The organism is Embleya scabrispora DSM 41855 (genome assembly GCF_000372745.1).
Classification (GTDB): domain Bacteria; phylum Actinomycetota; class Actinomycetes; order Streptomycetales; family Streptomycetaceae; genus Embleya; species Embleya scabrispora.
The window spans coordinates 208874-229989 of sequence record NZ_KB889563.1; the positions used below are offsets into that span (position 1 = coordinate 208874).

A 21116-nucleotide genomic window follows, 5' to 3' on the forward strand; every position below is an offset into this window, starting at 1 on the left:
TCGGCTGGGTCGGGATGGACCCGCTCGTAGTACCCGGGCCTGTCCGCCAGTGATACAAACCGGCCCGATATCCCCCGACCGGCCGATCGAGGTGGAGCAGGCCGAAACGGGCCTCGCCGCCTACCGCCGCCCGGAATTCCTCGATCAAGTCGCCATCCTGTTCGAGCTCGCCGTCCCGGAGATGGTCGAGGCCCGTTCCGGTCAGGATCGGGGTTCCTCCGGTGCGGCCGGGGACCGGGGCGGCTGGTGTGGCATCAGGAGGGCCAACGCGGTCAGAGCGCCGATCATGACGTCCCGGTAGAGGTATGTGCCCGCGTCCAGCGGCGGGAGTTCCTCGGCGGTCGGCGCGCGAACCGCGCCCGGGGCCTCGATCGCCCCGCCGGCCGCCAGGCGGCGCAGCCGACGCAGGGGCACGCCGGCGACGTTGACCGCTTCGCCGAGTGGCAGGGGCGGCGGCGGGTCGCCGTCGAGCATGAAGTCCTCCCATTCCAGGAGGTCGAACAGGAACTGGCCCGCCTTGTAGAGCGGCCAGCACGCGAGCGCGTCCGCCAGGGCGTCGGCGCGTTCGGGATGGTCGCGGCGCACGGCCGCGCCGTGGCGGGCCAGGGTGCACAGTCCCGCGCGGGTCCAGGTGTTGACGGTGTGGGCGGTGGCGAGCAGGGCTCGGTCGCCGGGGAGCAGGGCGGTCATAGGGGTCGAGTGGTGACGTAGTGGGCGATCTGTCGCAGCACGGCCTTGCCTTCGTTGTCCGGGATGATGTCGAGGTCGCGTTCGAAGTGGTCGATGCCTCGGGCGGCGAGGCGATCGGCGAGGTCGACGGCGTAGTCGATGGATCCGGCGGCGCGCATGGCGGCCAGGAGCGTGTCGGCGTCCCGTCGGGTCTTGTCGGGGCGGCGTTTGCCGAGGATTGCGGTCAGTTGCTTGCGTTCGGCGGGGTCGGCGACGGTGCGCAGGAGGTGGATGAGCATGACGGTGCGTTTGCCCTCCAGGAGGTCGCCGAGGAGTTCCTTGCCGTATTTGGCCTGGTCGCCGACGAGGTTGAGGAGGTCGTCCTGGATCTGGAACGCGATGCCGATGAGGCGGAACGCCTCGTCGAAGCGGTCCAGGACCCGGGGGTCGGTGACGCCGGCGCAGACGGCGCCGATGCGGCAGGGGCTGATGCAGGTGTACCAGCCGGTCTTCTTGGTGCTCATCAGGAAGTAGTCGTCGTCGGTGCCGGGGACGGCGTTGCGGTGGATCCAGCCGAGTTCGATGGCCTGGCCCTCGACACTCTCGCGGCACATGTGAAGGGTCTCGCGGATCAGGGCCAGGGTGCGGGCCAGGCCGAGCGTCTCCAGGTTGGAGAGCACCGCGTCGATGGCGAGGAGGTTGAGGGCGTCGCCGACGTTGACGGCCAGGCCCTCGCCGTATCGGGCGTGCAGGGTGGGCAGTCCGCGACGGTGGGTGGACTCGTCGGCGATGTCGTCGTGAACGAGGAAGCCGTTGTGGAACAGTTCCAGGGCCGCCGCGGCGCGCACGGCGTCCCGGGGTCGGCCGCCGAACGCGGCGCACGCGGCGATGGTGAGGGTGGGGCGTAGGCCCTTGCCTTGCCGGGCGGGGTATTCGCGCACGAGGGAGTACAGGTCGGCGCGTGGTTCGCGGTCGGGGACCAGGCGGGTCATCTCGGCCGCGACGCGGGCGCGGCAGGCTTTCATCGTGTCGTACAGGTCGGCGTCGGCGATGGGGAGTTCGTCCCACCAGGGGGTGCTGTCGCGGCCGTCCCACAGCAGGCGGGGGCGTGTGGTGACGGTGCCGCCCACACGCGTCTCGTCGTCGGTGCGGGTGGCCTCGGGGCGGCGGCGTTCGAGGTAGTCCAGGGCGTGCCAGCCACCGGGTTCGGAGGCGTCCGGCTCGGGGGCGGGAGCGGGGATGGCGTGACCCCACAGTTGGGGTCGGTGGTGGCGGTAGTCGCGCCACAGGCCCTGGACGAAGCGCAGTCCCGCGGCGCGTTGGGACAGGAGGCTGAACGCCCGCCACACCGCCAGTACACGGTCGCTTTCGCCGCGCACGTCCAGGCTGTCGGGCAGGACCTGGTCGGACGGGTGTCGTTGGAGGTCGAAGAGCAGGTTCATCGCCCGGTCGTCGAAGGCCACCTCGACATCGCTCTCGGCTGCCGGGCCGATCACCAGGCGGCTGTGCCGGACGGTCAGGGACACCGCGCTGCCGTCGTTGAAGCGCAGGCCCAGCCGGATTCCGCGCATCTGCTCGGCGGCCGCCGCGAGGACGGCCGGAGCCCGTTCGGCCAGCGCGTCGATCGTGTCGGCGAGCAGGCGCGCGCCCGTGTAGCCGGCGGTGTCAGTGGTCATCGGCGTCTCCCGTTCCTCCGGCGAACTCCACGATGCCCGGGGCCTGGAAGTCCAGGCGGCGGCCCGCCACGACGCCTTCGACGTGGCAGGCGCCGAGCGTCTCGTGCACGCTGAACGCGGGCAGGCCGGTCTCGCACGGATTGGCGATCCTGGCCGCGGTGCTCCCGCGGAAGTCCAGCAGCAGCCGGTCGCTCCCCGAACGGGCGGTGATCAGCAGTCGTCGCGGCACGCTCGCCGCGGGTGCGGTACCCAACGCACGGGCCAGGGGCGGGACCAGCACCACTTGGTCGCGGTCCAGCACGTCGTGCACCGCCACCTGGAAGGCGCGACGGGGAAAGTGTCGCACCAGCCTCCCGCGGCGCCAGAGCATGACCGACCCCGAGGCGGCGGCGCGCGGGTCACGCGATTGGATCAGGGTGAAGACCACGGCGGTCGGCGGCGGTTCGTCGCTCCGCCCCACGGGGTCGTTGACGAAACCGAACACCCATCCACCCAGCGCGGGCCAACTCCACCGCCCCCGCACCCGCTCGTGGTAGCCCAGGAGTTCGACGTCACGTTCGATCCCGGGCAGGCGGACGAGCCCGGAGGCCAGCACGCCGGGCTCCGACTGCCACCGCAGGTGCTCCCCTCCGCCGAACGCCGCGCTCTGCGATGTGCACGGCCGGCCGGTGCGACGCAACCGCAACTTGACCGCCGGAACACCGGTTCGGGCCGCGACATCGAAGTCACCCGCGACCCCGATGGCGTGCGGCGACCGGAACGAGGACCAGGGATGGTCGGGTCGATCCGCGTTGAACTGACTGCTGTGCCAGCCGTGTTCACGGTCGTGGACCAGGAGGATCGTCGTCCGGTGCGGAGCGTGTCCGTCCCCGTCCGGACCCAGCGCGGACAGGTTGGCGATCACGGACTGTCCGGAGTCGCGCGACAGGAACGCGTAGTGCAGCCATCGACGTTCCAGCGGAGCGCGCAGCGGCACGTCGGGGAAGGGGCCTGTGGGGCCTAGCGAGAGCGGCTCAACGCACGTGCCGGGAGATGTGGACACGCGAGAACGATAGCAGTCTGCACACAGTTGACTACTTTGTGTGGCATTCGGGTCGTTGCCGCACGGTCGAATTACACCGTTGAACGCGGCGGAGCGGCCGGCACCGACACCCGCACAGTCACCGCCGTGTGCGTCGACCGCAGTCGGCGATCAACCTTGGCGGGGCCGAACGTTCATGGATCAAGCACCGGCCGGCGGCGGCGCGAGCTCGGCGGCGACCTCGACGGCGATCTCGATGGCTCGGGCGGCAAGTGGCGAGTGGGTGCGTCCGGCCCGCCAGTGCAGGTGGATCTCCCGTGGCGGCGGGGATGGCCGCAGCTCGTGAACGCTGAGCCTGTCGTCGGCCGGGACGCCGGGGCCGTGGATGGCGAGCCACGGCAGCACCGCCGATCCCATGCCGGCTCGCACCATCGACAACACGGCGTCGTTGACCGCGGTGCGGAACACGATCTGCGGACGGACGCCGCTGCGGGCGACCGCCTGTTCCATCGAGGACTGATCGCAGGTCAGCGGCCAGGCCACCATCGGCGCGCCGTCGAGCCGCTCCAGCGGGACCGGACCGTCGGGGAAGGTGCCGGCGCCTGCCACCAGCAGGTACGGATCGTCGAGCAGCTTGAGATGCTCGACGTCGCCGTCGATGCGGCCGTCGTAGAACAACAGGTCGAGGTCGCCGATCCGCGGCTGCTCCGACTCCTCCTCGGACAACCTGATGTCGCAGCCGGGGTGCTCGTCTCGCAGTCGGCGTACGACCGACGGCAGGATCACGTTGGACACGCTCTGGAACGTGCCGATGTCGATCCGGCCGTCTCCCGCCTTGAACCGGTCCACGGCGTCGGCCAATGCCTCCGCCTTCGCGAGCAGTTCGCGTCCTTGGCCCAGGACCACGGAGCCGAGTGGAGTGAGCCGTACCGGCTTGGGTCCGCCCGGCCGGTCGAACACCGGACCGCCGACGGCCCGCTCCAGCGCGGCGATCCGTTGGCTCACCGTCGACTGGGTGTACCCGAGACGGGCGGCCGCCCGACCGAACGAGCCTTCCTCGGCAATGGCGGCCATCGCCGCCAGGTGGCGCAGTTCGACGTCGATCACACGTTCCAGCGTAGCGACATTCATCGGCGGAGCCAATCGAATCGATCGGAAATCATCGCTTTTCACGATGGAGTCGCGGGCTCTAGCGTTCCGGACATGACCTTTCAGCAATCACACGGCGAGAAACTTCTCGAGATCAACGGCGTCGAACTCTGCGCCCAGACCTTCGGCGACCCGGCCGCACCCGACCTGCTGCTCATCGGCGGCGCCGAGGCGTCGATGGACTGGTGGGACGAAGAGTTCTGCGAGCGCCTCGCCGCCGGCGGGCGACACGTCATTCGGTACGACACCCGGGACACCGGCCGCTCCACGACCTTCCCGCCCGGCAAACCGCCGTACGCGAGCGACGCCCTGCTCCACGACGCCATCGGTCTGCTCGACGAGTTCGGCATCGCGGCCGCCCACGTGGTCGGCATGTCCATGGGCGGCGGCATCGCCCAGCACCTGGCCGTGCACCACCCCGACCGGGTCGCCTCCCTGACGCTCATCGCCACCAGCCCGGACGGGCCCGGCGGCCCGGGTCACCCCGACCTGCCGCCGATGAGCAAGGAGTTGGCGGAGCAGTTCGCCGAGGGTGGCGGCGAGACGCCCGACTGGTCCGACCGCGAGGCGGTCATCGCGTACTACACCGACGGCGAGCGCACCTTCGCGGGCACCATCCCCGTCGACGAGGAGTGGGTGCGCCGCGTCGTCGGCCGCGCCTGGGACCGCAGCCCGGCCCTGGCGTCGGCGCAGAACCACTGGCAGCTCGACGGGGGCGAGCCCGTCCGCGCCCGCCTCGGCGAGATCACGGCGCCCACGCTGGTGCTGCACGGCACCGCGGACCCGCTGCTCCCGTACGGGCACGGCGAGGCGCTGGCCCGGGAGATCCCGGGAGCACGGCTCGTCCCGCTCATGGGCATGGGACACCAGATGCCGCCGCCGGAACTCTGGGACACCGCGATTTCAGCGATCCTTTCGGTCTCCGAAGCCCGGCCGACCACGTGACGAAACCGGAGGGACTCACCGGACGCGACCGCTCGAGGTCGGTGTGGGACGACTTCGCGTCGGCCCTGGTGCGGCACTCGGAAGGAGGCCACCGGTGAACCGGCTGCGGTCGGCACTGTGGCTGCCGCTCTTCGACGACCTCGCCGACCCGCGGGTGGTTGCGCGCCTCGCCGCCGACGCGGAGGAAGCCGGGTGGGACGGCTGCTTCGTGTGGGATCACCTGTGCTGGCGCGCGCCGATCGCACAGGTCGCCGACCCGTGGATCACGCTCACGGCGATCGCGACCGCGACCGAGCGGCTGCGGCTCGGCCCGATGGTGTCGACGCTTGCCCGCCGACGGCCGGCCAAGGTGGCGCGGGAGACCGCGACGCTGGATCGACTCAGCGACGGCCGCCTCACCCTCGGCGTCGGCCTCGGCAGCGACCGGTTCGGCGGCGAGCTGTCCAGGACCGGCGAGCAGATCGACGACCGGCGGCGCGGGCGAATGCTCGACGAGTCTTTGGCGATCCTGGCCGCGGCCTGGTCCGGCGAGCCGGTGCGCCATCGCGGCGAGCACTACACCGTCGACGACATCGCGTTCCTGCCGCGGCCGGTGCAGCGTCCCGGCGTGCCGGTGTGGGCCGCCGGATTCCCGGGCAACGTCAAGCCGATTCGCCGGGCCGCCCGGCTCGACGGCTTCTTCCCGATCAATCTCGAACACCCGGACCAGCTCGCCGAGGTCGTCGCCACCCTCACCGAGCTCCGAGCGGGCCTGACCGGACCGTACGACATCGCCATCAGCCTGCCCGTCGACGCCGACCCGCTGCCGTACGCCGCCGCCGGCGCGACCTGGTGGCTGCCGGCGTTGGATCCGGGTGTACGACTCGACACGGTGCGCGGCGTACTCCGCGACGGCCCGGCAAGTCCGGGCGGTGATTGAGGTGTTCGACCACGACGCCGATACCGAGCCGCCACAACGCGCGGCCGGGGGCGGCCGGCCCCTGATCGCGTCGGCGCGAACCCCGTGTCGCCGGGAATCTCGCGGTGGTGGTCGATGTCCGCGTCATTCCGGAGCGCTGCCCGGCACCGACGGGGCGCCGGCCTCCCCGTCGAGCCGCTCCGCGACGATCATCGCCACATCGTCGACCAGGCGGCCTTGGGTGTGGCGGAGCAATCCCTGGTGCAGTTCTTCCAAGAACTCCGGCGGAGTGCACGCGGGCACTGCTTCCATGGCCTCGGGCAGGGCGAAGAAGTCGTTGTCGCGGTTGCGTGCCTCGAGCACGCCGTCGGTGTGCAGCAGCAGACGGTCGCCGGGGAGGAACACGTAGCTCTCCGCCTCGCCTGGAGGACCGGTGATCAGGTCCTCCAGGCCGAGGGGCGGAAGTGGTGAGGCGGGCATCAGTGCGCGAACCGTGCCCTGGCGCAGCACCAGCGGCGGCGGGTGGCCGCGGTTGACCATCTCGACCACGGGTCTGTCGGGTACCTGGGCCACGAGCACGGTGACGAACGACTCCGCCTGCTCCTCCTCGTCGTCCCGGCCCATCCCCCACGGCATGGCGCGTTCCCGTCGCAGCGCGGCCGCGCAGTGGGCCACGACCTCCACCAGGTCGTCCTCGTAGTGCACGGCCTCCCGGAAGGCGCCCAGCACCACCGCGGCCGAGCGCACGGCGGGCAACCCCTTGCCGCGGACGTCTCCGATGATCATCCGCACCCCGTACCGCGTCTGCACGGCCTCGTACAGGTCACCGCCGATCTGCGCGCCGCTCTCTGCCGCGAGGTACATGCTGGCGGTCCGCATCGGGCCCAGGCGGGCGGGCACCGGCCGGAGCAGGACTCGCTGTGCCGCCGCGGCGATCCGGCGAACCTGGTCGAGCTCGTTCCGCCTGCGTGTACGCACCAAACCACTGGTCACCACACTGGCCGCGGACACCAGGAGAATGGCCAGGAAATTCGTGTAGACCTGTCGACTACCCCATGCCTGGTTATAGGTCGCGGTGCTCACACTGACGGCCAGAGCGACAGCCGCCGCCGAGATCGTTCCCTTGGGACCCATCGTGACCGCGGCCAGTGCCGGAGTCGCGGTCAGCAGAGGACCGGTGTACAGAAAGTGCGCGGGCGAGAACTCGATCCCCACCACCAGGAGTGCGATCGCGAACGGCACACACTGTGCGAGTGTGATCAGGACCCGGCTGTGACCGCCGACTCCCGGTCCGGGAGCCGAGCGTAGGAGCGACCGCATACATACAGCTTGACCCCCCGAAGCGGGGCAATCCACTCATCGCCCCTCCCGGTCCGCCGAGTCTCGACCATGAACGGTCGAGACGAACCCGCGAGGCGAACCGTCGTTGGACCGTCCGTGAGCGGCTTCCACGCACGACCCCAGCCCCAGTTCCCCGACGACGAGGAACCCACCCCGGTGTTCGACGCCCTGATCGACGAATGGGTCGCGGCCGGACGCGAGCCGCCCTGGAGTTTCCCCTCGATCCAGGTGGATACCGCACCCGAACCGAGCACACGCCCATCCGACGCGGCCCGTCCGACGCCCGTACCCGGCCCCCGCACCGGAGGCCGGTGAACAACGGACCCTTCTCCGAATCAGCCGGTCGCGTCGGAACGTCCCAAAAGCTCTGCCAGGGGCACGTTCACATCGGCCAGTGCCCTTGCGTCGACTGCTCGGCCGGAGGTGACGAGGGCTCGGATCGGGTCGGTGACGTCCCAGACGTTGACGTTCATGCCGGCCAGTACGCGGCCCTCGGCGAGCCAGAAGGCAATGAACTCGCGGGTGTCCCTCCGGCCGCGGAAGACGACTTGGTCGTAGCCGCCGGGTTCGACGTAGCCGGTGTACTCCATGCCCAGGTCGTACTGGTCGGTGAAGAAGTACGGAACGCGCTCGTAGGCCACGTCCCGGCCGAGCATCGCCTTGGCCGCGACCTGTGGCTGGTTGACGGCGTTGGCCCAGTGCTCGACGCGGATGTGCTTGTCGAGCAGTGGGTGGAAGGCGTTGGCGACGTCCCCGGCCGCGTGGACATCCGGGTGCGAGGTGCACAGGCGGGCATCGACGCGAATGCCGTCGTCGACCTCCAGGCCGGCGGCGGCGGCAAGCCCGGTGTTCGGGGTGATGCCCACCCCGACGATGACCGCGTCGGCGTCGATGCGGCTGCCGTCGGCCGTCAGCACACCGTTGACCCGGCCGTCGGCACCGGTGATCTCGGCGACCCCGACACCGAAGCGCAGGTCGACCCCGTGATCGGCGTGCAGGTCGGCGAAGGTCTGGGCGACCTCGCGGCCCAGTACGCGCAGCAGCGGCAGCTCCGCCATCTCCAGCACGGTGACCTCCACGCCGGCCGCGCGCGCGGCGGCCGTCGTCTCCAGGCCGATCCAGCCGGCGCCGATCACCACGATGCGGGACGCGGACACGAAGGATTCCTTGATGCGGTCGCTGTCGGCGAGTCGGCGCAGGTAGAGGACTCCGTCGAGGTCGCCTCCGGGCACGGCCAGGCGGCGAGGCGAGGAGCCGGTGGTCAGGAGCAGCTTCGCGTAGCCGATGCGCGTGCCGTCGGCGAGCGTCACCTCGTGTCCGGCCGGGTCGATCGCGGTGGCGGTGGCACCCAGGCGCAGGTCGACGTCGTGCTCGGCGTACCACTCGTGGGAATGGACGTAGACGGTGTCCCGCTCGTCCTTGCCCAGCAGATAGCCCTTCGAAAGCGGCGGCCTTTCGTAGGGGCGCTCCTTCTCTTCTCCGAGCAGGACGATCGGGCCGTCGAAGGTCTCTTCGCGGAGCGTCTGTGCTGCCTTGGCGCCGGCCAGACCGGCTCCGACGATCACGAATGCCGTGTTCGCGGCCATGTTCTCTCCTCTGCTGCGTTGACGCGGCCCGCGGGCGGATGGCGATTCGTGCGCTGCCGGCGTCACAGGTGGCCAGGCCATCGTCGTCGACAACCCCGCGCTGTCAGTGGTTGATTCGCTCCCCGGTGTGTCGGCTCACGGTTCGTCGCCGAGGGCTGTCACTTCGTCTTTCCCTCCGCGGCGGGCCGGGCGAGGTGGAGTTCACGGGCATCCGCATAGCGGCGTCGGACGGCGGCGTCGGATCGATCCGGGCGCATTTCGGTGTGCGCGATCACCCGGGCCGGCGGCGGGCCGCCGCCCGGGTTCAGGGCCCAGAGGGCTTGGCGGGCCGCACCCAGGGCGACGTACTCGGCGGGTTCGGGAAGGACGACCGGGCGTTCGAAGAGGGCGGGGGCGATGGCGGCGACGGCCGGCGATCGGGCCGCGCCGCCGGTGAGGATGACGCGCTCGCCGGCGACACCCGCTGTGGCCAGGGCGTCGAGGGCGTCGGCCAGTCCGCACAGCATGCCTTCCACCGCGGCGCGGGCCAGATGGCCGGGTGCGGCGTTGTGTCCGCTCAGGCCGTGCACGGCGCCGGTGGCGTCGGGGAGGTTGGGGGTGCGTTCGCCCTCCAGGTACGGGACCAGCACCAGGCCGTCCGCGCCCGGTGGCGCGGACAGTGCGAGCGCGGCGAGGCGGTCGTGGTCCACGCCGAGCATGCGCGCGGCGGCGTCGAGCACGCGGGCGGCGTTGAGAGTGCACACCAGCGGCAGGAACTGCCCGGTGGCGTCGGCGAATCCGGCGATGGTGCCGGTCGGATCGGCGACGGCGACGGGTGTGGGGGCGTACGCCGTCCCCGAGGTGCCCAGGGAGATCACCAGGTCCCCCGCCGCCGCGCCCAGCCCCATCGCGGCCGCCATGTTGTCACCCGTACCGGCGGACACCATCGCCCCGCCCGCTGTGCTGCCGGCCGCCCCGTCGGGGGCCAGGACGCGGGGCAGCACGGGTACCCGGCCGAAGGCCGATCGCAGCAGGTCCTCGCGGTATGCCCGGGTCGAAGGCGACCAATAGCCCGTCCCCGACGCGTCGCCCCGGTCCGTGACCAGGTCCGCTGGGTCACGACTGCCGGTCAGCCGCCAGGTGAGGTAGTCGTGGGGCAGGCAGACCGCGGCCACCCGGGCCGCGGCGGCGGGTTCGTGCTCGGCGAGCCAGCGCAGCTTGGTGACGGTGAACGAGGCGACCGGAACGCTGCCGACGGCGTCGGCCCAGGCTTTCGGGCCGCCGAGTTCCCGCACCAGGTCCGCGGCGGCCCCGGCGGAGCGGGTGTCGTTCCACAGCAGGGCGTCCCGCACCACCTCGCCGTCCTCGTCGAGGCATACCAGGCCGTGCTGTTGGCCGGCGATGCCCACGGCGGCGACGTCGGCCAGGCCGCCCGCGTCCTCGATCGCGCGGCCGAGAGCCTGCCACCACGCGTGCGGGTGGACCTCGGTGCCGGCCGGGTGCGGGGCGCGGCCGTGGCGCACCACCGCGCCGGTGTCCGCGTCGCAGACGAGGACCGTGCAGGACTGGGTGGAGGAGTCGACGCCGGCGACGAGGGTGCGGGCGGCGGGCATGTCAGCGGGCTCCGAGGATGTGCTCGACGGCCAGTTGGTCCAACCGCTCGTAGCCCAGGCCGCGTTCGGCCGCGGCGGCCGGGTCGAAGTCGTCCCCGCCGAGGTCGGCGTACGTCTCGCCGGACGCGAGCGTGGGCACCGCGAGTTGGTCCAGGCGCGCGGCGGCGATGGCCTCGCGGACCTCGGGGTCCGCCCGGAAGGCGCGGGCGCGCTCGCGCAGCAGCAGGTACGTCCGCATGTTCGCGGCGGCCGAGGCCCACACGCCGTCGGCGTCCTCGGTGCGCAGCGGCTTGTAGTCGAAGTGCCGCGGCCCGTCGTAGCCGCCGTGTTCGAGGAGGTCGACGAGGAAGAACGCGCTCTTGAGGTCGCCGTGGCCGAAGACCAGGTCCTGGTCGTACTTGGGTCCGTGCTGGCCGTTGAGGTCGATGTGGAACAACTTGCCCGCCCACAGTGCCTGGGCAACCGCGTGCACCATGTTCAGCCCGGCCATCTGCTCGTGCCCGACCTCGGGGTTCACACCCACCATGTCCGGGTGTTCCAGGCGTTCGATGAAGGCGAGCGCGTGGCCGACGGTGGGCAGGAAGATGTCGCCGCGCGGCTCGTTGGGTTTGGGTTCCAGCGCGAAGCGCAAGTCGTACCCCTGCTCGCGAACGTAGCCGCACAGGATGTCGATGGCCTCCTTGTAGCGATCGAGCGCGGCGCGTACGTCGGTGCCGGCGTCGGATTCGCTGCCCTCCCGGCCGCCCCAGAACACGTAGGTGTGCGCGCCGAGTTCGGCGGCCAGGTCGAGATTGCGCATCACCTTGCGCAGCGCGAAACGGCGTACCGAGCGGTCGTTCGCGGTGAACGCGCCGTCCTTGAACACCGGATGGGTGAACAGGTTCGTGGTCGCCATCGGCACGACGAGGCCGGTGGCGTCCAGCGCCGCCCGGAACGCGGTCACCTTCTTCGCGCGCGTGTCGTCGTCCGAGCCGAACGGGACGAGGTCGTCGTCGTGGAAGGTGACGCCGTACGCGCCGAGTTCGGCCAGCCTGTGCACGGCCTCGACCGGGTCGAGCGGCGCCCGGGTGGCGTCGCCGAACGGGTCGCGGGCCTGCCAGCCCACCGTCCAGAGGCCGAAGGTGAACCGGTCGTCCGGCTGCGGGGTCGGATCTGCCACGGGAGCCTCCACCACGAATAAGTCCAATGTATGCACTAAACAGGTTCAGCTAATCGGCACGAGCCCGGAACTGTCAACGCCGACCCACCCTCACCGGTCGGCCTCGCCGGACAGGCCGGCAGGATGAGCGTCATGACCGAGCCGCTTCGCCCGACCCACCTCGGGACCATGCGCGAGCGCAACCTGGCGCTCGTCCTCGGCGGCATCGCCCGGCATCAGCCGGTCACTCGCGCCAGGCTCGCCGAGTTGACCGGGCTGACCAAGACCACCGTGGCCGCCCAGGTCACCACACTCGAAGGGCTGCGGCTGGTCTCCGGCGCGCTTCCGGTCCGCGAGGGTGGCCGGGGACGCCCGGGGGCGCCGCTCTCGCTCGCGCCCGGCCCGGTCGCGGGTCTGGGTCTGGAGGTCAACGGGCACTACCTGGCGGCCTGCGTGCTCGACTTGACCCACGCGGTGCGGCTGCGCGAGAGCGTCGCGTGCGACAACCGCGGGCGCGAACCGCACGAGACCGTGGCCGCGCTGGCCGCGCTGGCGCGCCGGATCACCGACCGCGCCGGGGACGCCGGCCTCACCCTCGTCGGGACGGCGGTCGCACTGCCCGGTGTGCTCGTCGAGGACCACGTCAACGCGCCCAACCTCGGCTGGGAGGCCGTAACCGCCTCCGCGCTGCTTGCCGACGCCCTCCCCGCCCAGGCACTCGGCATCGGGGTGGACAACGAGGCCAACCTCGGCGCGCTGGGCGAGCTTTGGTACGGCGCGGGGCGCGGCGCCGGGAGCTACCTGTACCTGTCGGGCGAGACCGGCATCGGGGCAGGCATCGTCGTCGACGGCGAACTCTTCCGCGGCGCGCACGGCGCGGCCGGCGAACTGGGCCACGTCGTCGTCGACCCCGACGGACCCGCGTGCCGCTGCGGCGGCACCGGCTGCCTCGAACAGGTCGCCGGACTCGACGCACTGCTGCGCGCGGCGGGCGTCCCCGACGGGACCGGCCGGTATGAGCTTCGGCTGACCGATCTGACGCGCCGACTCGACGACCGCGACCACGACGCGCTCGAAGCGGTCGACGCCGCGGGACGCGGGCTGGCCGTCGCACTCGTCGGGGCCGTCAACCTCCTCGACCCGGATACGGTCGTCCTCGGAGGCTCCCACGCCCGCCTGGCACCGTGGCTCATCCCGACGATCGAGAAGGCCGTCGCCCGCGGCGGCGGCAGACTCCGCGGCCGTACCCCCATCCTTCGCGCGTCCACCCTGGGAGCGGAAAGCGCGGTACGCGGCGCCGCGGGCACCGTGCTCGCCCGTGTCCTCGCCGACCCCCTCGCCATCGCCATCGCCTGACCGACGACGAGACCCACGCGAGTGGATTGGCGGACTGCGGTTCGAGCAGGTGTTACCCGTGGTCCGGTCGACCCGATCGGTATCGAGTCGCTTCCACGTCGATCCACGAGGAGTGCACCGTGCGCGAGTTGCCTCGCCCCCGTTTGGTCTCGTCCGGCAACCGGCGTGCCCGGTCCGTGTCGGTTCTTGTGCCGACCATCGCGTCCATGGTCTTCGCCATCACGGGTTGCTCGCCAGAGCACGCGATTTGCGGCGGGGACGAGTACCCGGTTCTGAACGTCGGATCCACCGGCCGAGCCTGCGTCTCCAACGGTGACGAGCCGCCGAAGGGCTACATCCCCTACCCGAAGGGCAAGGTGCCCGAACACGTGGGCGACAAGTGGGACACCTACTGGCAGAGTCACACCGTCGACGAGAGCGGAAGGACGATCGAGGCACCGGAGAGCTGAGTGAGGGCGGCCACACGCCGACAGCAAGAGGCAGGCCGGGGCGAAGGAGTGACGTCCGATGCGGTGCCGGGCGTCGTGGCTCGGCGGGGAAATGAAAACATGCCTAGGCGTGGTGGAGCCAAGTATCCAAGACCACCTGGCCGTCGGCTCGTTCGCGGGTCACCGGGCGGGCGTCCGTGCGGTGGAAGCCCGTGGCGCGGGCGACGGCTATGCTCGGGGCGTTTTCGGGGGCGATGCGCAGGATCACCGCGTCGGCGCCCAGTTCCGCGCGGGCGTACTCGGTCATCAGCCGCACCGAGCGCCCGGCCAGCCCCTGGCGGCGGTGCCGGGCACCGATCCCGTACGCGATCTCCCCCACCCGGGTCGGCCGCGCGGCGTCGGAGCCGAGATCGATGTCGGGACCGTCGGTGTCCACGAACAACAGCACTTCGCCGCACGGTTCGCCGCCGTCGACGGTGATCGCCAGTTGGATGCCCCGATTCAGCGCGCGGGCACCGCGAGCCCGCTTCAGGTACGCCCGTGCGGTCTCGGCGTCGAAGGGCGATGCCAGTGGCGTCCACCGATCGATCTCGGGCTCGTCGAACAACTCGACCATGGCCGGCACGTCGTCGTCGGTCCACTCGCGCAGCCACAGCCCGTGGCCCTGTACCCGAATCTCGGTCGGAAGAATGTATGCGGAGGCTTCGGAGGATGAGGTCATGGCTTCGATCTTGCCCCGTAATCCGCGTCCAGGCCACGCCTGCCCCGGGTTACGGCAGAACCCGCCTGGTGTGAGACGTGCGCGCCGCGCTCGGCAAGAACCCGTAAGTCACCAGCCGTGCGGGCCCGATCGTCGAGCAGGCGTGAGTTCGCCGACACGTTGCGCGATGCCGTCGCCGGTCGCGGGGACCGATCGCATGGGTGGAAATCGCCGCACGGCAGCGGGAATCGCCGCGCTATGGTGTGCCGCCTGCATACGGGGGCGGTGGGGCGTGATGCGGTCACGAAGGCTGCTGATGATTGTTGCTTCGATCGGGATGGTGGCAATCGCGGGCTGCGACGGGAACTCGTCGTCCTCGGCCGGTGGTCAGAAGATGGGTGCGTCCAGGGCGCTGCCTGTGCTCGACGACCCCAGGGGACGTCGCTACTTCGCGATGCAGTACCTCACCTCCGTGCAGAGCCGGCCCCAGGGAAACGACTGCGCGGCATCCCTCGGCGGCTTCCTCGACGGCTGACGACTCGGCGCGTGGATCGGCTTCGTGGGTGGCCACCCGGGTCCGGATCCGCAACTCGCGGGCCGCGCCAAGGCGTTCGTGGACATCGCTGCCGGCAAGGGCTTCCGGGCGCGGACATGGCACGCCGTGAACGGAGTCTCCAACTTCCCGGCGTGCACGAACCGGTGCTCAATCCGCGCCCAGTAGAGTGAGTGCGTTCTCGGGCGGTCCGATGATCGCCCGCGCCGGTGAGAAGGGCAGGACCCGTGTCGAAGCCGAGCTTTTCCGGAGTCCACCACGTCGCGCTGAACGTGCGCGACCTCGACGCCTCCGAGCGGTGGTACGCCGAAGTCCTGGACTTCACAACGCTGATTCCGTGGGACACCGACGACTTCGACCGCCGCATCATGCGCCACCCCAGCGGCGTAGTCGTCGCGTTGACCAGGCACAGGCACACCGACGCCGGCACTGCGTTCAACGAACGCCGCACGGGACTCGACCATCTGGCCTTCACGGTGGCGACCAGAGCCGAACTGGACGCGTGGGCGACCCGGTTGACCAAGGCCGGCGTCACCCACTCCGGCGTCGCGGTCACGCCGTCCACCGGCTTCACGCTCATCGCATTCCGGGACCCGGACGACATCCAGCTGGAGATGTACCTCGCGTAGGACACCATTCAGCGGTGCCGACGACCGGCGCGACGACTGGAACAAGTCGTCCACGCGCTCGACCCGGCGTCGCCGGCCGACCTGAACTCCGGCTCGTCGACCCGAACCGCCGCCAGGACGACCGCCGCGGCCTCGATCGGCTCGGCCGGGATCAAGGCGGGTTCGGGATCCGCGTCGGGCATCCCGACAAAGGGGTCGGCTGGTTCCACTCCGCATCCGCGCCGCAGGGCCGTTTCGCCGCCGCAGGCAACGAAACGGCCGGGAGCAGCCGTCACTCGTAAAAGATTCGTGTTTCTCGTGCAAGGGAGACGCCGTGGATTGTGGCGCCGGCCGACACCCCCGCGAAGGCTGGGTTCGACCGGGTCCGCAGTACCCGGCGGCGCCTCCGTCTCTCGTGTTCCCGGCTTCCGCGAGAACGAAGGCGGCGTCCGCCCCGAGGCGGCACCCGCGTCTCGCGCGAAGGGGCGTGGGTCAGGACCGGGGGATGCGGCGTTCGCCGGGGATGGTTCGTCGAGGCGGTCGGGTGAGGGTGATCTGGCGTACGAGTTGGTGCAGGCAGGCCGTGGTCGCGGCGGCGGGCAGGGCGGCGACGACGACGCCTTGGACGGTCCTGGGGGCGTAGGTGAGGGAGAGCACCATGGACAGGCCGGCGAAGGTGACGACCACGATCCACGAGTGCAGTGCCCGGCGGTAGTGGAGGCTGGAGCGCAGGATCGACAGGGAGGCCACGATCCAGGGACCGTGGACCAGAACGGGCCACCACCGAGCCGGCCCGGTGGTGGAGGCGGCGCTGTGCCGCAGCGGTGCGAGAGTGATCACCGCGCCGAGCACGCTGATCGCGGCGACCAGGATGACGCTCGCCACCACCATGGTGCGGCTGAGCCGGTCCAGTAGCCGGGTGCCGCCGCCGGCCGGTTGGGCGGGCGGCGAGGGCCGCCGGCGATGGTTGCCGGATGCCCGGATCGGCGCCGGCAGTTCGACGGTGACGGGAACGTCGTCGACCGGGTTGCCCAGGAGTCGGGCGAGATCGGCCTCGAACTCCGGATCCACCACCACCGCGGAAGCGGAGTGGCCGTCGGGTGGCGCGGCCGCGTCCGGCGGCGGCCATGCCGCGACGCCGGGGAACGATACTGCGCCCTGGGGGAGTTGCATGCCGGGCGGGGAGTACGGGTCGTATCCATAGCCTTTGTACATGGGCCTGATTCGTTTATGGGCTCGGCGTTGTCGAATGTCGAATGTCGGCGAGTGCGCCCGGGGGTCACGATCGTGGATCGTCCAGGACATCGTCGAGGCGGCGTGAGTACTCCGCGGCGATCAACAACATCGTCAGGGCGAACTGCTCCATGTCGGCAGAGCAGTGGCGAAGCGGGATGCGGTCTCCCGCACGTTCGATACAGGCGTGCGGGGATCGTTTGAGGAATGTCGCGGCCCGAGGAGTGAGTACCCAATCCCCCATGCGGAAGGTTCGTTGGGCGAGTGCGGGAGGAGCCGCGACCGAGGCGGATGCTCTGGGAGTCACGCCGAGGGTAACGACGCGCCTTCCTCGTCGGCGCTGGTCCAAATCGGTGAACTCGCCCGCGCTCCTGTCCTTCTCGGCCTCGCGCCGCACATTTTCGATCACCGGCTTCGCGGAGTCCTTGCCCGCGAGAAGCCGAATTCCGTGCCACCACAGGGATCGCGACCGTTTACCGGCATGCCTCTTTACCTTGGCAATGAACGACTCTCGCGCCGGTAAAACTTCGGGAAGCCCACCGAATGCGATCCTATCTTCCGTCGGGTACATATTCGGGTGGACATTTCTTGTAACCCCGGACCCTCGCCCGGAACACCGCGCTCCCCCAACCGACCGCACGTGCGGCCGAAGCCGTTCTCGTCGCCGCGTGGGTACACGGTCGGCGGAAGAATGAGTGTTCGCATCGCATCCGGGCAGACGGGCAGCCATGGTCGATCACCCACGGCTTGCGCAAACCGTCCTGGACACCACCGAACCGAGAACGCTCGCGGAGTTCTACCGTCGACTGCTCGGACTGTCCTACCGCCCCAGCGACGGAACCCCCCTCGGACGGGGCGCCCGACGAGCCCGACTGGCTCGTCCTGCGCGACGCCGGTGGCGCGAACATCCGCGACGGCCGAGCCCCTGGACTACGAAGCCATCGACCGGATGGTGACGTGGGACGCCAACACGCTGCTTGTCGCCCGGACGCCCGAGGCAATCGTCGGCACCCCCTGACTCTGGTGCTGTTGCCCCTGCCGTCCGGATTGCGGGCCCGCGTCGAAGACGTGGTTGTCGACAGTGCGGCGCGAGGCCAGGGAATCGCAGCACTCCTCACCCAGGAGGCCCTGCGGATCGCTCGAGAGGCTGGCGCCCGAACGGTGGATCTCACTTCCCGGCCGGATCGTGCGGCAGCGAACCGGCTGTACGAGCGTCTCGGCTTCCAGGCTCGGGAGTCGACGGTCTATCGCTTCCCGATCCACTACTGATGCGCGCAAGGGGTGACACCGCCGCCGGCCTCCAAGGCACTTCGGGTGTCACGCGAGTCCGCGTACGCCCGGCATGCCGAATGACGGAACCATCGGCCACCTTGCGTCACCGAACGACTTCGATCTGTGTAGCTTGAGTCGTATGACTGCTGAACCGACCCGCCGCTTGGTGCTGCTCCGACATGGCAAGTCCGAATGGTCCGACGAGGACGATCACGAGCGTCCGTTGGCGGAAAGGGGCCGCAAGGACGCGCCGAACGCCGGCAGGCGACTGGCCGCCGCCGGTATCGTCCTCGACCTGGCGCTGTGCTCGACGGCCGCGCGATGCAGGGAGACCTGGAAACTCGCGGTGGGCGAACTGCCGCAGCGCCCCAGGACCGTCTACGAGGATCGCCTCTACGAGGCCTCGCTGGGGGAGCTCCTCGCGCTGGTCAACGAGACCTCCGACGAAGTCGCGGACCTCCTGCTCATCGGACACAACCCCGGCATGCACGCACTGGCCGACGCCCTCGCGGGTGAGGCGGAAGGCGATCTCCTGCCGCGGCTGAACCGCAGCGGCTTCCCCACGTCCGCGATCGCGGTTCTCACCTTCGCCGGCTCCTGGAAGTCCGTCGAGCACGGCGTCGCTCGTCTCGTCGCCTTCTGGCCCCCGCACGAATAGGCCACTCCGAGATCCCATCGGTCGTCCGCGAAACGCGACAGCCGTCCCGCGGGCGCCCAACGTGTCACACCGGCGCGTGCTGTCGGTGAAGTGCGTTCAGCGTGTCCAGGCCGACCCGGCTCGACGCATCGAGACCGCCCGGCCCAAGGCTCCGCGCCACTTCGCCCTCGGTCGTTTCGCCGGTGATCCGCGGTCGCGGATCACCGGCGAAACGGTTCGGTTCGGGGGGTGTGCCACGGGCCTGGGCCCGCCGCAACCGCGCAGCGCACCGATCACCGGCGTGCTCTTGCGCATTCACGAGGATCGCGCGATTTCGCTCGTATGGCGGTTGCGGTGCCCGCGCACCTGCCCTGGGGCGGTGCTCCGGCGACTGGTTCGGTAGCGGCCCGGGGTCGTTCCGATGATGTTGGTGAACGCTGCGATGAAGTTGCTGGGGTTGGCCCATCCGCAGGCGTAGGCGGTCTGGATGGTGTCGTGGCCGTCGGCGAGAAGCACGAGGGCGTGGTAGATGCGTAGTTGCGTGCGCCACTCATAGAAGGTCATGCCGAGTTCGTTGCGGAACAGTCGACTGAGGGTGCGGGTACTGGCTCCGATGGTCTTCCCGAGTTCGGCCAGCGTGGCGCTGCTCGCCGGCGTCTCGTACAAGATCCGGGCAATGGCTTGCAGTCGGTCGTCCCGTGGCTCCGGCAGGTGCAGTGGCTGTTCGTGTGCTTCGCGGAGTTCATCGACGAGGACTCGAAGGAGGCGAGAGCGCGCGGAGCGGTTGTAGTCGGGCGCGGCGTCGTCGTGGTTGCGAGGCCCGGTCAGGGCGAGCAGCACCTCGCGGGCGAGGTCGGAGGCCAGGAACACGGCGGGATCGTCCGGTATGAGCCGGGCGAGGGATGGCGCGAGAAAGACGATCCGCATATCGGTGTCGCCGTGGGCGCGGTGGTAGTGCGTGAACCCGGCGGGGGTCCAGGCGACCCGGTTGGCGGGAACGATCGACGTGCCGCGCTCGGTGTGAACCGCCAAGACGCCGTCGGCTGCGTATACCAGGTGTCCCCGCGCGTGCGCCTGCACTGCGCTTGCTTCGCCGGATGGCCAGAGGTGGCGCCCGCCGGACGGCCACACATATGACGTCACACCGGCGATCAGGCGAGATTGGCGGCGAACAGGCATCGGTTGGCATCCTAGCGGTATCAAGCCACACCTTGATCCGGTGAGACTGCCTACATGCGGAGTGGTCGTCGGTCGCGCAAAGCGCCCGACCGAACCACATGTCATCGAGGCGGCGTGCCTCGATGCCGCGGCTGGAGAAAGGGAGAAACGCATGGCGACGTTCGTTCTTGTGCCCGGCGGTTGGAAAGGCTCCTGGTCGTTCGAGGCGGTGGTTCCGCTGCTGGAGCGTGCCGGTCATACCGTTCACGCCCTGACTCTGACCGGTCTGCGGCCGGACGACGACAACGCGACGGTCGCGACCGCCAACCTCGACACGCACGCCGACGACGTGTTGCGGCTCCTCGATCGCGCCCACATCACCAGCGCGACGTTGGTCGGCCACAGCTACGCCGGGATGGTGGTGGCCGCCGCCGCCGATCGCGCTGACGGCAGGATCTCGCGACTGGTGCATCTCGACGCCTACGTGCCGCGCGATGGCGAATCGTGCTGGTCGTCGACGAACCAGCACTTCCGGGAAGTGTTCGCTGCCGGCGCTGCGGCCACCGGCTACGCCGTCCGACCGCCGGACGGCGGCGATCCCCGCCGCCGTCCCCATCCCCTCGCCTCGTTCCTGCAGACGATCCGGCTCACCGGCGCGCTCGCCCGGGTCCCCCGTCGGGAGTTCGTCTACTGCTCGGGATGGGAAGACCGGACGCCGTTCGCTGAACTCCGCACCCGACTCCAAGCCGATCCCGAGTGGCAGGTCCACGACCTCCCAACCGGCCACGACGCCATGCACGAGGCCCCGGAGGCGGTCGCCGCACTACTGCTTGGCTGATGTTTCGCGGATGCGTCGACACACAGGCGGCAGGGCTGCCATTCCCCCACGGCCGAAAAGGTCCTGACCCCGCCGCAGCCCGGCGACGGCCGACACACCAGGCGCTGTCACGCACCCCAGTGCGCCGCCACCGGCACCGCACCGCACCGCCCCGGCGGAACGGCCTGAAGGCCGCACAGCCTCCTCCCGACCTCCGACGCCCGCAGCGCCCCCGGCACGCCTGAACGGCGCAGGCCGCCCGTACCTGCGGTCCGTCGCGGTACCGGATCAAGCAGCCTCCGGCGCCTGCGCCGCAGGGCCGCGCGGTGTCCGACGCAT

22 protein-coding genes and 1 pseudogene are annotated in these 21116 nt (G+C 70.7%); 11 read left to right on the top strand and 12 right to left on the bottom strand.

Annotation, left to right across the window (positions count from 1 at the left end):
• Window positions 1–201: 201 nt before the first annotated feature.
• From A3IC_RS0104930 to A3IC_RS0104945, 4 genes are all read right to left on the bottom strand, one after another.
• Entirely contained in the window at window positions 202–690 is a 489-nt protein-coding gene (locus A3IC_RS0104930; RefSeq protein WP_020548960.1) for a hypothetical protein, read from the bottom strand.
• Window positions 687–2345 (bottom strand): polyprenyl synthetase family protein, encoded by a 1659-nt coding sequence (locus A3IC_RS0104935; RefSeq protein WP_020548961.1) that lies wholly within the window; start codon window positions 2343–2345, stop codon window positions 687–689. Before A3IC_RS0104935 ends, A3IC_RS0104930 begins: the two co-directional genes overlap by 4 nt.
• Window positions 2335–3387, bottom strand: a complete 1053-nt coding sequence (locus tag A3IC_RS0104940; protein ID WP_052173200.1) for a hypothetical protein — start codon at window positions 3385–3387, stop codon at window positions 2335–2337. The genes A3IC_RS0104935 and A3IC_RS0104940 overlap by 11 nt, the downstream gene beginning before the upstream one ends.
• Window positions 3388–3567: 180 nt before the next feature.
• On the bottom strand, window positions 3568–4497 hold the full coding sequence (locus A3IC_RS0104945) for a LysR family transcriptional regulator (protein ID WP_020548963.1): 930 nt from the start codon (window positions 4495–4497) through the stop codon (window positions 3568–3570).
• Between the two features lie 72 nt (window positions 4498–4569).
• Between A3IC_RS0104945 and A3IC_RS0104950 the strand changes: the two genes are divergently transcribed.
• Window positions 4570–5460 carry an alpha/beta fold hydrolase gene (locus tag A3IC_RS0104950; protein WP_020548964.1) on the top strand — a complete coding sequence of 297 codons (891 nt, stop codon included), beginning with the start codon at window positions 4570–4572 and terminating at the stop codon, window positions 5458–5460.
• A gap of 94 nt (window positions 5461–5554) precedes the next feature.
• The gene (locus A3IC_RS0104960; RefSeq protein WP_020548966.1) at window positions 5555–6379 is read left to right on the top strand and encodes an LLM class flavin-dependent oxidoreductase; all 825 of its coding nucleotides are present in this window, start codon (window positions 5555–5557) and stop codon (window positions 6377–6379) included.
• A gap of 123 nt (window positions 6380–6502) precedes the next feature.
• Here A3IC_RS0104960 and A3IC_RS0104965 read toward each other — a convergent pair whose 3' ends face one another.
• Window positions 6503–7678, bottom strand: coding sequence for a PP2C family protein-serine/threonine phosphatase (locus A3IC_RS0104965; protein WP_020548967.1), 1176 nt, complete (start codon window positions 7676–7678; stop codon window positions 6503–6505).
• 117 nt (window positions 7679–7795) lie between these two features.
• Here A3IC_RS0104965 and A3IC_RS52550 point away from each other — a divergent pair, with 117 nt between their 5' ends.
• Window positions 7796–8014 carry a hypothetical protein gene (locus A3IC_RS52550; protein ID WP_020548968.1) on the top strand — a complete coding sequence of 73 codons (219 nt, stop codon included), beginning with the start codon at window positions 7796–7798 and terminating at the stop codon, window positions 8012–8014.
• 20 nt (window positions 8015–8034) lie between these two features.
• On the opposite strand, the gene A3IC_RS0104975 is transcribed toward A3IC_RS52550, so the two are convergent.
• From A3IC_RS0104975 to xylA, 3 genes are all read right to left on the bottom strand, one after another.
• A complete protein-coding gene (locus A3IC_RS0104975; RefSeq protein WP_020548969.1) occupies window positions 8035–9285 on the bottom strand; it encodes an NAD(P)/FAD-dependent oxidoreductase in 1251 nt (416 codons plus the stop codon).
• 158 nt (window positions 9286–9443) lie between these two features.
• A complete protein-coding gene (gene xylB, locus A3IC_RS0104980; RefSeq protein WP_020548970.1) occupies window positions 9444–10877 on the bottom strand; it encodes a xylulokinase in 1434 nt (477 codons plus the stop codon).
• A 1-nt stretch (window position 10878) separates the two neighbouring features.
• The gene (gene xylA, locus A3IC_RS0104985; RefSeq protein WP_020548971.1) at window positions 10879–12036 is read right to left on the bottom strand and encodes a xylose isomerase; all 1158 of its coding nucleotides are present in this window, start codon (window positions 12034–12036) and stop codon (window positions 10879–10881) included.
• 132 nt (window positions 12037–12168) lie between these two features.
• Here xylA and A3IC_RS0104990 point away from each other — a divergent pair, with 132 nt between their 5' ends.
• A complete protein-coding gene (locus A3IC_RS0104990) occupies window positions 12169–13371 on the top strand; it encodes an ROK family transcriptional regulator (RefSeq protein ID WP_020548972.1) in 1203 nt (400 codons plus the stop codon).
• 206 nt (window positions 13372–13577) lie between these two features.
• Window positions 13578–13820 (top strand): SCO0607 family lipoprotein, encoded by a 243-nt coding sequence (locus A3IC_RS0104995; protein WP_020548974.1) that lies wholly within the window; start codon window positions 13578–13580, stop codon window positions 13818–13820.
• A gap of 103 nt (window positions 13821–13923) precedes the next feature.
• Here A3IC_RS0104995 and A3IC_RS0105000 read toward each other — a convergent pair whose 3' ends face one another.
• A complete protein-coding gene (locus A3IC_RS0105000; protein WP_020548975.1) occupies window positions 13924–14520 on the bottom strand; it encodes a GNAT family N-acetyltransferase in 597 nt (198 codons plus the stop codon).
• A gap of 295 nt (window positions 14521–14815) precedes the next feature.
• Here A3IC_RS0105000 and A3IC_RS0105005 point away from each other — a divergent pair, with 295 nt between their 5' ends.
• Window positions 14816–15034, top strand: a complete 219-nt coding sequence (locus A3IC_RS0105005) for a hypothetical protein (protein WP_026217899.1) — start codon at window positions 14816–14818, stop codon at window positions 15032–15034.
• 245 nt (window positions 15035–15279) lie between these two features.
• On the top strand, window positions 15280–15681 hold the full coding sequence (locus A3IC_RS0105015) for a VOC family protein (protein ID WP_020548978.1): 402 nt from the start codon (window positions 15280–15282) through the stop codon (window positions 15679–15681).
• A gap of 471 nt (window positions 15682–16152) precedes the next feature.
• On the opposite strand, the gene A3IC_RS52555 is transcribed toward A3IC_RS0105015, so the two are convergent.
• Window positions 16153–16875 carry a DUF2637 domain-containing protein gene (locus tag A3IC_RS52555; protein ID WP_020548980.1) on the bottom strand — a complete coding sequence of 241 codons (723 nt, stop codon included), beginning with the start codon at window positions 16873–16875 and terminating at the stop codon, window positions 16153–16155.
• A 64-nt stretch (window positions 16876–16939) separates the two neighbouring features.
• Window positions 16940–17464 carry a hypothetical protein gene (locus A3IC_RS68305; protein WP_158695806.1) on the bottom strand — a complete coding sequence of 175 codons (525 nt, stop codon included), beginning with the start codon at window positions 17462–17464 and terminating at the stop codon, window positions 16940–16942.
• A gap of 157 nt (window positions 17465–17621) precedes the next feature.
• Here A3IC_RS68305 and A3IC_RS72930 point away from each other — a divergent pair, with 157 nt between their 5' ends.
• From A3IC_RS72930 to A3IC_RS0105040, 3 genes and pseudogenes are all read left to right on the top strand, one after another.
• Window positions 17622–17849, top strand: a complete 228-nt coding sequence (locus A3IC_RS72930) for a VOC family protein (protein WP_342666710.1) — start codon at window positions 17622–17624, stop codon at window positions 17847–17849.
• Window positions 17789–18162: pseudogene (locus A3IC_RS70605) on the top strand (GNAT family N-acetyltransferase). The gene A3IC_RS72930 and the pseudogene A3IC_RS70605 overlap by 61 nt, the downstream one beginning before the upstream one ends.
• A 142-nt stretch (window positions 18163–18304) precedes the next feature.
• Window positions 18305–18823 (top strand): SixA phosphatase family protein, encoded by a 519-nt coding sequence (locus A3IC_RS0105040; RefSeq protein WP_020548983.1) that lies wholly within the window; start codon window positions 18305–18307, stop codon window positions 18821–18823.
• 294 nt (window positions 18824–19117) lie between these two features.
• On the opposite strand, the gene A3IC_RS0105045 is transcribed toward A3IC_RS0105040, so the two are convergent.
• Window positions 19118–19882, bottom strand: a complete 765-nt coding sequence (locus A3IC_RS0105045) for an AraC family transcriptional regulator (RefSeq protein ID WP_020548985.1) — start codon at window positions 19880–19882, stop codon at window positions 19118–19120.
• Between the two features lie 160 nt (window positions 19883–20042).
• On the opposite strand from A3IC_RS0105045, the gene A3IC_RS0105050 reads away from it, so the two are divergent.
• Window positions 20043–20798, top strand: a complete 756-nt coding sequence (locus tag A3IC_RS0105050) for an alpha/beta fold hydrolase (RefSeq protein ID WP_245599152.1) — start codon at window positions 20043–20045, stop codon at window positions 20796–20798.
• Window positions 20799–21116 lie beyond the last annotated feature (318 nt).

What these genes read in the sequence shown, in the direction of transcription:
- A3IC_RS0104950 (WP_020548964.1), top strand. Translation starts at nt 4,570, where the DNA reads ATGACCTTTCAGCAATCACACGGCGAGAAACTTCTCGAGATCAACGGC.
- A3IC_RS0104995 (WP_020548974.1), top strand. Translation starts at nt 13,578, where the DNA reads ATGGTCTTCGCCATCACGGGTTGCTCGCCAGAGCACGCGATTTGCGGC.
- A3IC_RS68305 (WP_158695806.1), bottom strand. Translation starts at nt 17,464, where the DNA reads ATGTACCCGACGGAAGATAGGATCGCATTCGGTGGGCTTCCCGAAGTT.
- A3IC_RS0105005 (WP_026217899.1), top strand. Translation starts at nt 14,816, where the DNA reads ATGATTGTTGCTTCGATCGGGATGGTGGCAATCGCGGGCTGCGACGGG.
- A3IC_RS0104990 (WP_020548972.1), top strand. Translation starts at nt 12,169, where the DNA reads ATGACCGAGCCGCTTCGCCCGACCCACCTCGGGACCATGCGCGAGCGC.
- A3IC_RS0105040 (WP_020548983.1), top strand. Translation starts at nt 18,305, where the DNA reads ATGACTGCTGAACCGACCCGCCGCTTGGTGCTGCTCCGACATGGCAAG.
- A3IC_RS0104965 (WP_020548967.1), bottom strand. Translation starts at nt 7,678, where the DNA reads ATGCGGTCGCTCCTACGCTCGGCTCCCGGACCGGGAGTCGGCGGTCAC.
- A3IC_RS0104935 (WP_020548961.1), bottom strand. Translation starts at nt 2,345, where the DNA reads ATGACCACTGACACCGCCGGCTACACGGGCGCGCGCCTGCTCGCCGAC.
- A3IC_RS52555 (WP_020548980.1), bottom strand. Translation starts at nt 16,875, where the DNA reads ATGTACAAAGGCTATGGATACGACCCGTACTCCCCGCCCGGCATGCAA.
- A3IC_RS0104930 (WP_020548960.1), bottom strand. Translation starts at nt 690, where the DNA reads ATGACCGCCCTGCTCCCCGGCGACCGAGCCCTGCTCGCCACCGCCCAC.
- xylB (WP_020548970.1), bottom strand. Translation starts at nt 10,877, where the DNA reads ATGCCCGCCGCCCGCACCCTCGTCGCCGGCGTCGACTCCTCCACCCAG.
- A3IC_RS0104945 (WP_020548963.1), bottom strand. Translation starts at nt 4,497, where the DNA reads ATGAATGTCGCTACGCTGGAACGTGTGATCGACGTCGAACTGCGCCAC.
- A3IC_RS0104975 (WP_020548969.1), bottom strand. Translation starts at nt 9,285, where the DNA reads ATGGCCGCGAACACGGCATTCGTGATCGTCGGAGCCGGTCTGGCCGGC.
- A3IC_RS72930 (WP_342666710.1), top strand. Translation starts at nt 17,622, where the DNA reads ATGGTCGATCACCCACGGCTTGCGCAAACCGTCCTGGACACCACCGAA.
- A3IC_RS0105000 (WP_020548975.1), bottom strand. Translation starts at nt 14,520, where the DNA reads ATGACCTCATCCTCCGAAGCCTCCGCATACATTCTTCCGACCGAGATT.